Source organism: Luteimonas salinisoli, from assembly GCF_013425525.1.
Classification (GTDB): Bacteria; Pseudomonadota; Gammaproteobacteria; order Xanthomonadales; family Xanthomonadaceae; genus Luteimonas; species Luteimonas salinisoli.
The window spans coordinates 1-9,980 of sequence record NZ_JACCKA010000010.1 but is presented as its reverse complement, the minus strand read 5'-3'; the positions used below and the strand labels follow the sequence as shown (position 1 = coordinate 9,980).

Sequence of the window (9,980 nt, the reverse complement as noted above, 5' to 3'; positions counted from 1 at the left end):
CGGGGGCAGTACTTGGCCGTAAAGTCGGTGTTGTCTGTGGAGTTCGATTCATGCGTCCTTCATCGTGATCATTTTGCGGCAGAGAACTTTATTGACGTCGAAAGCGTCGCGATCGCAGACCAGGCGTGCGTTGACAGCGCCAGGAAGATTCTGGATGGCAGGTCCTCGGTATTGGTTAGCGTGGTTGGTCGCTATGAGCGAGCGGACCCAACTGGAAATATCGAAAGAGCAGGAAAATTGGAGGATCTGAGGGTACTTGAGGAAGAAATTCATGTTGGACGCTGAGGGTGGGCGTGTTCCTGTCCGGAACGAAGTTCATGACAGAGGTTGGAAAGGCCTCTGCGAAGTTGTCGAAAGAATCTGTTGACGACCGGTTCCTTCGGGAGTAAATACGCACAACGGCACTGCGGTTCCGGCCCGTTCCGAAAAAAGGGGTCGAAAACAGGGAAAGCAGGGGTCAGAGTAGACTTTCTCTCGCTGCGTGGGAGTCGTTGACCAATAAAAAGAAAGGCCAGGTCTCGCGTCGCCCGGAGATTAGGTTTGTGCGCCCGGTGTCGTCGGAGGTGGGTCGGAGAATCCTTGCAGCAGCTAGTTGACGAACCTAGCCTCCAGGAGTAAATGCGCACAACGGCACTACGGTTCCGACCCGTTTTCCGGGGCGGGCCTGATACGGCGATCGACGCCAGGGAGAAACGTGCAAGAGACGGAAAAGCGTGCCAGGGACAATTCGCCCGCAATGGAGAAGGGTCAGAAACAGGCTCGGAGACGGCGGCGATTCTGTCACGGGAGACGTCGACCCGAGCATCAGGTGCTTGCGCCAGCCGTGAAGCTGGTGGGGATGAACTGACGGACCTCGGTAGCGATGACGACACCTTGGCCCGCCACTTGTACTTGCGTACTTGCGACACGCGTGGTTAAGGTCCCAGTTCCGTAGAACCAAGAACGCCAATGCCATCGTTGCCGGCGATCTCGATGCGGTCTTGCGCGCCCCGGTGGGCTGCCGGCCTCGTGCTCGCCGCACTGTGCGCGTGCGCGCCATCGCCGCCCGCCGACGGGGCGAAGACAGGCGCCGGACCCGAGGTCGCGCCTGCGACTGGCGCCGGTACCGATGCCGGCATCATCGCGTTCACGGCCGTCAACGTGCTGCCGATGGATCGCGAAGCGGTCCTTGCGGACCACACGGTGATCGTCGAAGGCGATCGGATCGTGGCGGTCGGGCCGGCAGCCGAGATCGAGATCCCCGAGGGCGCCCAGCGCGTCGACGGCTCCGGGCGGTATCTCATGCCGGGGCTGGCGGAGATGCACGGTCACGTGCCGGGACCGGACGATCCCGGCTATGCGGAAGACGTGCTGTTCCTGTACGTCTCCAACGGGGTGACCACGGTGCGCAACATGGCCGGGCACGCCTATCACCTGGCGCTGCGGGAGCGGATCGCGTCCGGAGATCTCCTGGGGCCGACGCTGTTCACGGCCAGCCCCTGGCTCAACGCCGAGCAGGCGGGGACGCCGGCCGACGCCGCGCGCATGGTGCACGAACACCACGATGCGGGTTTCGACCTGATCAAGCTCGGCAGCATCCCGGCCGCCGCCTACGAGGCGATGGCGGAGACGGCGCGCGCGGTCGGCATGCCGTTCGGCGGGCACATCCCGGAGGAAGTCGGGCTGGTGCGCGCGCTGGAGGCGCGGCAGACCTCGATCGATCACTTCGACCGCTATGCCGAGTTCCTGGTGCCTGAGGGTGCGGCGACGGACGGGCTGGAGCCCGGGTTCTTCGGCAGCGGCTGGGCCGCCCTGATCGACGCCGGCCGCATCGACGAGGCGGTGCGCCTGACGGCTGCGGCGGGCAGCTGGAACGTGCCCACGCTCAGCCTGGTCGAGCACCTGGCATCGGTGGAATCGCCGGAGGCGATGATCGCTTGGCCGGAGATGCGCTACATGCCGCGCGAGGTGCGCGACGGGTGGGCGCGCGCGAAGCGGGAGTTCGCCGCGCGCGCCGACTTCCAGCCCGATGCTGCGCGACGCCTGGTCGAGGTGCGGCGCCGGCTGCTCAAGGCGCTGCACGATGCCGGCGCGCCGATCGCGCTCGGGTCGGATGCGCCGCAGTTCTTCAACGTGCCCGGGTTCTCGATCCACCACGAGATGCGGATGATGGTCGATGCCGGGCTCACGCCGTACCAGGTGCTCGCCACGGGGACACGCAACCCGGCGCTGTATTTCGGCACGCCCGACGCATTCGGCGCCGTGGCGCCCGGGCGCCGCGCCGACCTGATCCTGCTCGAAGCCAACCCGTTCGACGACATCGGCAACGTGCGCAGGCGCGCCGGCGTGATGGTGCGAGGGCAGTGGTTGCCGGAGGAGGAGATCCAGGCCCGTCTGGAGAAGATCGCCGCAGATCCGTAGGAGCGGCCCATGGCCGCGAAGGCCGCTAGGGGTTCGGTCGGGTCGGCGGTGATCCCGGGCGTTGGTTGCGGCGCCGGCTTTCGCGGCCATGGGCCGCTCCTACAGGGGTGTCGCGGTGGAGTGGCCGGTGAGCGGGCCGTTGGCGTCGGCCCGGCGCCCGAATCCTATGGAGACGGTGTGGGCGATGCCGGAATCCCCAGGCGCGTGCGCACTTCGGCGGCGACGCGTGCGGTTTCGCGCAGGGGTTCGACTTCGAACGGCGCCAGCGTGGCGTCCATCGCGCGCACGCGGCCGCGGGCGAGCAGGGCGTCGAGGAAGCGGCGCGGACGGCCGCCCACGCGCGCGGGGTCGAAGACGAACACCGGCGCGCGGGTGGCGCAGGCCTCGGAGATCATGTTCACCGAGTCCGGCGAGCAGACGATGCGGTCGGCCCAGGCGAGCAGGCCCGGATAGGGGTTGGGGCCGTCGTCCGGGCCGGTCCAGACCACCCCAGGCGTCTCCGCATAGCGCCGATGCAATGCTTCGCCCAGGTCGCGCGGGGTGCGCCGCGAGGTGGTGGCCAGCACGCTGCCGCCCGCCTGCGCCAGCACCGTCTGCAGCATCGAAGACAGCGCGTCGAAGGCGAGCCGGTCGAAGCGCGTATGCCGGCTGCTGCCGCCCAGCAGCAGTGCGGTGCGCGGGCGCGGCAGGTCGGCGAAGGCCGGGAAGCCGGTGCGCGAGGCGGTCAGCCAGGCATCGTCGACCGGGTGCAGGCTGCCGAGCATGCCGACCACGTTGGCCCCACGCAGCGCATCGTGCTCCGGCGCCACCACCAGGTCCCAGTGCGCCGGGTCGACGCGCGGGTCGAGGATTTGCACCGTGCGCGCGCCTACCGTGCGCAACAGTCGCGTCGCCAGCGCGCCCTGGCGGCCGCAGCCGATCGCCAGGGTGGGCGGCGCGGCCAGTGCCTGGGCGAAACCGGTGCCGAACGCCTTCTCGCTGCCGGGCAGCAGGCGCGGCGCGGCCCAGCCCCAAGGCGGTCGCGGCTCCAGCAGCCAGTCGCGCGCCGCCAGCCCCAGCGCCCTGGCCAGCGCCGTCGCCTGGCGCGCGTTGCCGGCGCGGCCGTCGCTGAGCGTCCAGCATTGCACCGGCGGCGCCAATCCTGCGGCTCCTGCCCTGCGTTGTTCCACGGTTGCGACCATCCGTTCCGGAGTCATGGCTGCGAGTTCATCGGTGGAACTCTACACTGGTCCACCTTCACGAGCGGCCGCGCCGCGCCAGGAGACAGCCCGACATGACCGACGTGCTCGACGATTCCGCCCTCGATCGCCTGTTCCGCACCGCCCGCACCTACAACCGCTTCAGCGGCGAGTTGGGCGACGACACCCTGCGCCAGCTCTACGAGCTGCTGAAGTGGGGGCCGACCAGCGCCAACCAGAGTCCGGCGCGGTTCGTGTTCGTGCGCTCGAAGGAGGCCAAGGCGAAGCTGGAGCCGGCGCTGGACGAGGGCAACCGCAAGAAGACCATGGAGGCGCCGGTGGTGGCGATCGTCGGTTACGACCTCGACTTCCACCACAAACTGCCGTACCTGTTTCCGCACACCGATGCCAAGAGCTGGTTCGAGGGCCCGCAGGAGAAGCGGCGCGACCATGCCTTCCGCAACGGCACCCTGCAGGGCGCCTACCTGATCCTCGCCGCGCGCGCGCTGGGCCTCGACACCGGGCCGATGACCGGCTTCGACGCCGCCAAGGTGGACGAGGCATTTTTCAAGGGCACCTCCATCCGCTCCAACTTCCTGGTCAACCTCGGCAAGGGCGACCCGGCCAGCATCTTCGAGCGCTCGCCGCGGCTGTCGTTCGACGAGGCCTGCCGCATCGAGTGATCCGCCGGGGCAGCGCTCCACAACCACCGCGTTCCAAGGCAGCCAGTTCCGAACCCGCGTGTCGTCGATCAGTCTGTTCTCGATCGGTCTGCTCTCCATCGGCATGCTCCAACCAGCGTGTTCCACCCAACCAGCGTGTTCCACCCAGAGTGTTTCAACCAGCGTTACAAGATCAGCGGGTTCCGGAACGCCAGCGCGCACCCGACCCCGCAGCCCCGGCTGCACCGCAGCCGTCCTTCCACCGGTCGTCCGTCACCTGGAGCCCTCCCGCCATGAAGCCCCTCCGCTCTTCCGGTTTGTTCAAGACCGCACTCCTCGCCGCCGCCCTGGCGCTGGCCGCCGCACCCGCGCTCGCCGCGCCGGTCACCTACGAGATCGATCCCAACCACACCGACGTGGTGGCGCAGTGGAGCCATTTCGGCTTCTCCAATCCCATCGCTCACTTCGGCGAGGTCGAGGGCGCCATCGTCTATGACGCCGAGAACGTCTCCGCGTCCAGCGTCGAGGTCACCCTGCCGCTGTCGGGGCTGAACTCGCACGTGCAGAAGTTCGACGACCACCTGCGCAGCGATGACTTCTTCGATGCCGCCAACCACCCGCAGGCCACCTTCCGCAGCACCGCGGTCGAATCGGCAGGCGAGGGCAAACTGAAGGTCACTGGCGACCTCACCATCAAGGGCATCACCCGCCCGGTGGTGCTCGACGTCGCCCTCAACGCCGCCAAGCCCCACCCGATGACCAAGCGCGAAGCGATCGGCTTCGACGCCACCACCACGCTCAAGCGCAGCGATTTCGACCTGGGCATGTACGCGCCCAACGTCAGCGACGAGGTGGAGCTGCGCATCACCACTGAGGCGATGGTCCCGGCGCCCGCAGGCGACACCGACGCCGAGTAGTTCGCCGCCATGCGCATCCATAGACCCGCCAGCGAACGCGGCCATGTCGCCGCCGGCTGGCTCGACAGCCGCCACAGCTTCTCCTTCGGCCACTACCACGACCCGCACTGGATGGGCTGGGGCGCGCTGCGGGTGATCAACGAGGACCGGGTGCAGCCGGGCGGGGGCTTCGCCCCGCACCGGCATGCCAACATGGAGATCCTCAGCTACGTGCTGTCCGGGGCGCTCGCGCACCGCGACAGCGGCGGCGGCGAGGGCGTGCTGCGCCCGGGCGAGCTGCAGTGGATGAGCGCCGGCCACGGCATAGAGCACAGCGAGTACAACGGCTCGGACGTCGAGCCGGTGCATTTTCTGCAGATCTGGATCCAGCCCGATCGCCTCAACGCCGAGCCGGCCTACCAGCAGCGCGCGTTCGACCCGGCCGCGCGCCGTGCGCGCTGGGCGGCGCTGGCCTCGCCCGACGGCGAGGACGGCAGCATCGCCATCCGCCAGCAGGCCTGGCTGCGCGGCGTTCAACTCGGCGCCGGCGAATCGGTGACCTGGGCCATGGACGCCTCGCACCGCTACTGGCTGCACGTCGCCAGCGGCCAGGCCGAGGTGGGCCGCCGGCGCCTGGCGGCGGGCGATGCGATCGGCTGGGCGGAGGAATCCGGCGAACTGCGCATCGACGGCATCGAAGGCGACGACGCGCCCGCCGATCTCCTCCTCTTCGACCTGCCCGCCTGAGCCATCGGACCCTCAGGCCGCAAGCCAGCGCAGCGCCCCCGTCGGAGCGGCCCATGGCCGCGAAGGCCCACGCGTCATCCGGCGATGACGTACGCCGCATATCGGCTTGAGGCGTCATGCGGTGCGGCGTCGCCAGCGCGATCAGGCCACGCCGGCCTTCGCGGCCATGGGCCGCTCCTACGGGTGGCGGGTGCTGCCGAAGGCGAGCGGCCGCGACGTCAGCCGTAGCGCGCCTTCAGCATCGCCCAGGCGGCACGCAGCGCCTGCGCCTCGCCGCCGGCGGGGCGGCCGGGGCGGTCGTTGTCGTTCCAGGAGTACACGTCCAGGTGCGCCCAGGCCGTGCCGGGCGGCACGAAACGCTCCAGGTACAGCGCCGCGGTCACCGAGCCGGCCATGCGCGAGCCGGCGTTGGCCAGGTCGGCGATGCGGCTGGTCAGATAGCGCAGGTAGGGCCGCCACAGCGGCATCCGCCACAGCGGGTCGCGCTGCGCATCGCCGGCCTGCAGCCACGCACCGGCCACTGCGTCGTCGTTGCTGTACAGCGCCGGCAGGTCCGGGCCCAGGGCGATGCGCGCCGCGCCGGTCAGCGTGGCGAAGTCGATCACCAGCTCCGGCTCGAGCTCGCCGGCGTAGGTCAGCGCATCGCCCAGCACCACCCGGCCCTCGGCATCGGTGTTGTCGATCTCCACCGACAGGCCCTTGCGGGTGGCGATCACCTCGCCGGGGCGGAACGCGTCCGGGCCGATCGCGTTCTCCACCGCCGGCACCAGCAGGGTCAGCCGCACCGGCAGCTTGCGCGCCATCACCAGCCCGGCCAGGGCCAGCGCGTGGGCGGCGCCGCCCATGTCCTTCTTCATGTTGCGCATGCCCTCGCCCGGCTTGATGTTCAGGCCGCCGGTGTCGAAGCACACGCCCTTGCCGACCAGCACCAGGTGCGGGGCCGCGGCGTCGCCCCAGGTCAGCTGCAGCAGCCGCGGTGCGCGGTGCGAGGCGCGGCCGACGGCATGGATGGCGGGGAAGTTGCGCGCCACCAGCGCGTCGCCGGCGATGCTCTCGAAGCCAGCGCCGTGCGCTTCGGCGAGCGCGCGCGCGAAATCCTCGAGCTGGTCTGGACCCATGTGCTCGGTGGGCGTGTTGACCAGGTCGCGGACCCGGCAGCACGCGGTCACCAGGTCGGCGCTCTCGGCATCCGGCTCGGCGACCAGCCGGGCCGGCGCACGCGGCGCCTGCTTGTAGCGGTCGAAGCGGTAGCTGCCCAGGCCCCAGCCCACCAGCAGCGCGGCGCGCGCCTCGGCCGCGAGGCCGCCGTCGTCGGCCAGTCGCCAGTCGCCGGGCGGCAGTGCCATCGGCGCATGCGCGTACGAGAACGGGTCGAGGCCCTCGCCGACGCCGAGCGCCGCGCCGTCCGCGCCGCCGTCCGCGCCCGGCAGCAGCAGCACGCTCCCGGGCGAGGCGTCCCAGCCCTGCGAGCGCACCCAGCGCGCGGTCGCCGCGCCCTGGCGGTCGCACCAGGCGTCGAGGGCGCCGGCGTCGACGAGGTGCAGCGCGCGCGGCGCGTCCGCGGCATCGGGGGAGACGAATCCGGTCGGCAAGCTCATGCGGGGGCGGTCCTGTCGTGTCGGGGGGCGGTGTGCGCGTCCAGCCAGTCGGCCAGCGCGGCCAGGGTGTCGAACTGCAGGTCGGGATCGATCTCGGGATGCGCCCAGTCGCGCCCCTCGCGGTTGATCCAGCAGCTGCGCAGCCCCGCGCGGGCGGCGCCGGCCACGTCCATTTCGATATGGTCGCCGACGTGCAGCACCTCCCCGTGCGCGCACTCCAGGCGCGCGCAGGCGGCGTGGAAGATGCAGGCCGACGGTTTCGCCCTGCCGTGCTCGCGCGAGGTCAGGTTGAAGCGGAAGTGCGCGTCCAGGCCGATGCGCGCCAGGTCGGCGTTGCCGTTGGTCACCGCCGCCACCGGCACGCGCGCGGCGATGCGCTCGAGCGCTGCGACGCTGTCGGGGTAGCACTCCACCTGGTTGCGTACCGCGTAGAACACCTCCCACGCGGCCTCGGCGTGCGCCGGGTCGTCGCCGCTCTCGCGCAGCGCGCGCTCCAGCGTCATCCGCCGCAGCGTGGACAGGTCGTGGGCCAGCTGCGGATGTTCGGCGAACACCTGCTCGCGCAGCGTGCGCATCGCCGCGGCGGGGAAGCGATCGGCGGTGCGCGGGCAGTGGGCGCGCAGCCAGTCGTCGAGCACGCGCTCGATGCGCTCGGCGATCGGCGCGAAGGGCCAGACGGTGTCGTCGAGATCGAGGGTGATGGCGCGGACCAAGAAGCTCACCGGGCCATTGTACCGTCCGCCATGAAAGGCCCGTGCGCACCCGAGGCGGTGTATCCCGCAGGAACGGCCCATGGCCGCGAAAGCCGGCGCGTCTGGCCGCACCCGGCATCGTCGCCGACTCGGCCGCTGCCTCCCGCGGCCTTCGCGACCATGGGTCGCTCCAGGGAAGCGATCGACGCGGGGCCTCTGCTGCAAGCGATTCGACGGGCTCTCGTAGGAGCGGCCCATGGCCGCGAAAGCCGGCGCGTCTGGCCGTACCCGGCATCGCCGCCGACCCGGCCGGCGCCTCCCGCGGCCTTCGCGACCATGGATCGCTCCTACAGAGGCGGATCGCGTCTGCAGGGGCAGGTTTTCCGCGGCGGCGGGAGCGTTGCAGAAGACCGGGCGGCTATTCGAGCAGCCGCGCCCAGCCCTCCAGGCCCTCGATGCGGGTCAGCACCAGCTTGGCGCAGGCCAGCAGCGGTACCGCCAGCAGCAGCCCGAGGATGCCCCACAGGAACCCGAACAGCATCAGCGCCAGGATCAGCACCAGCGGCGAGAGCGCCATCCGCCGGCCGAGGACGATCGGCGTCAGCAGCTGCCCCTCGAGCGTCTGCAGGGCGACGTAGATGACCACCGGCAGCAGCGAGGGCCCCACCTCGTTCCAGGTCACGAAGCCCATCAGCAGCATCAGCACCGCGCCGATCGCCGGGCCCACGTACGGCGCGTAGTTGAGCACCGCGACGATCGTGCCCCACAGCAGCGCCTCCTGCGGCCCCACGCCCAGCCACACCAGCGTGCCGGCCAGCGCCGCGCCCAGCAGCATGTTGATCACGGTGATGGTCAGCACGTAGCGCGAGATCTCCATCTCGATCGACTGCAGGATCCCCACCGTCAGCCGCTTCTGGTGGCGGTGCGGCAGCAGCGCGATCGCGTGCCGCTGCAGGCTTTCGCCGTACACCATGAAGAAGAACGTCAGCAGCACCACCGCCAGCACCGAGGCCAGCAGCCGCGGCGTGGCCGACAGCCGCTTCCACGGATCGTTCTCGCGGATGGTCACCATCTGCACGCGATGCGTGCCGCTGCCATCGGTGGCCTCGGCGAAGGTGCGCGCGGCCTCGTTGGCGCGCTGCATCGGCGCCGCCATCTCCTTCAGCTTGGGGGTGAGCAGCTGCAGTTCGCGCGGCACCTGCTGCATCCACTCGCTGGCCGGGACCACCAGCTGGCGGCCGAGCATCACCGTGGCGGTGATGCCGATCGCCAGCACCAGCAGCGCGCCGATGAAGCGCGGGATCCACACCCGCCGCAGCGCGCGCAGGATCGGGTTGCCGACCAGGGCGAAGAACATCGCCAGCAGCACTGGCACCACCACGCCCTGCGCGGCCCACAGCGTGTAGCCCAACGCCAGCCCGGCCAGCACCACCACCGAGACCGGCGCGCGCGGCCGCGTCGGCGGCGGCGGGTGCGGCAGGGGCTGATCCTTGGCCGGGGGGGCGACGGGCGCGCTCATGGCCTCGGCCCCGGCGGGGCGCTCGCCATCCGCGCCTCCGGTCCGCCACGGCGGGGGCGTGCTGGCTCTCCCGGCCGCGACCGCGACCGCGACGGCGGACGCGGGACGTCACGACATGGTGCTGGGCAGGCGAGGGACGTGCTCACGGCCGCGGCCGCGCCAGCGCGTTCACCGCTCGGAAACGTCGGTGGCCGCCTCGGCCGGAGCGGGCTGGCTGTCCCAGCGCTGGTCCGGGCGGCGACGGTCCGCCGGCGCGGGCGGCGGCGTTGCGGATGCGGCCTGCGCCTG

The 9,980-nt window shown here is 70.8% G+C and carries 9 protein-coding genes; 4 read left to right on the top strand and 5 right to left on the bottom strand.

What is annotated here, in order from left to right; translation table 11 throughout:
* Positions 1-48: 48 nt before the first annotated feature.
* A complete protein-coding gene (locus H0E84_RS20125; protein WP_219339540.1) occupies positions 49-273 on the bottom strand; it encodes a hypothetical protein in 225 nt (74 codons plus the stop codon).
* A gap of 735 nt (positions 274-1,008) precedes the next feature.
* On the opposite strand from H0E84_RS20125, the gene H0E84_RS01485 reads away from it, so the two are divergent.
* Positions 1,009-2,400, top strand: coding sequence for an amidohydrolase family protein (locus H0E84_RS01485; protein WP_180676855.1), 1,392 nt, complete (start codon positions 1,009-1,011; stop codon positions 2,398-2,400).
* 164 nt (positions 2,401-2,564) lie between these two features.
* Here H0E84_RS01485 and H0E84_RS01480 read toward each other — a convergent pair whose 3' ends face one another.
* Entirely contained in the window at positions 2,565-3,527 is a 963-nt protein-coding gene (locus tag H0E84_RS01480; protein ID WP_345776246.1) for a mitochondrial fission ELM1 family protein, read from the bottom strand.
* A 146-nt stretch (positions 3,528-3,673) separates the two neighbouring features.
* On the opposite strand from H0E84_RS01480, the gene H0E84_RS01475 reads away from it, so the two are divergent.
* The 3 genes from H0E84_RS01475 (at position 3,674) to H0E84_RS01465 (ending at position 5,883) form a co-directional block, all read left to right on the top strand.
* Entirely contained in the window at positions 3,674-4,261 is a 588-nt protein-coding gene (locus H0E84_RS01475; protein WP_180676854.1) for a malonic semialdehyde reductase, read from the top strand.
* Between the two features lie 272 nt (positions 4,262-4,533).
* Positions 4,534-5,157, top strand: a complete 624-nt coding sequence (locus H0E84_RS01470) for a YceI family protein (RefSeq protein WP_180676853.1) — start codon at positions 4,534-4,536, stop codon at positions 5,155-5,157.
* A gap of 9 nt (positions 5,158-5,166) precedes the next feature.
* On the top strand, positions 5,167-5,883 hold the full coding sequence (locus tag H0E84_RS01465) for a pirin family protein (protein WP_180676852.1): 717 nt from the start codon (positions 5,167-5,169) through the stop codon (positions 5,881-5,883).
* Positions 5,884-6,101: 218 nt separating this feature from the next.
* Here H0E84_RS01465 and H0E84_RS01460 read toward each other — a convergent pair whose 3' ends face one another.
* The 3 genes from H0E84_RS01460 to H0E84_RS01450 form a co-directional block, all read right to left on the bottom strand.
* Positions 6,102-7,481: a leucyl aminopeptidase family protein gene (locus H0E84_RS01460; protein WP_180676851.1), complete on the bottom strand. Its 1,380-nt coding sequence runs from the start codon at positions 7,479-7,481 to the stop codon at positions 6,102-6,104.
* Positions 7,478-8,203, bottom strand: coding sequence for an HAD-IA family hydrolase (locus tag H0E84_RS01455; protein WP_180676850.1), 726 nt, complete (start codon positions 8,201-8,203; stop codon positions 7,478-7,480). Before H0E84_RS01455 ends, H0E84_RS01460 begins: the two co-directional genes overlap by 4 nt.
* A gap of 388 nt (positions 8,204-8,591) precedes the next feature.
* Positions 8,592-9,692 (bottom strand): AI-2E family transporter, encoded by a 1,101-nt coding sequence (locus H0E84_RS01450; RefSeq protein ID WP_180676849.1) that lies wholly within the window; start codon positions 9,690-9,692, stop codon positions 8,592-8,594.
* Between the last annotated feature and the right edge of the window lie 288 nt (positions 9,693-9,980).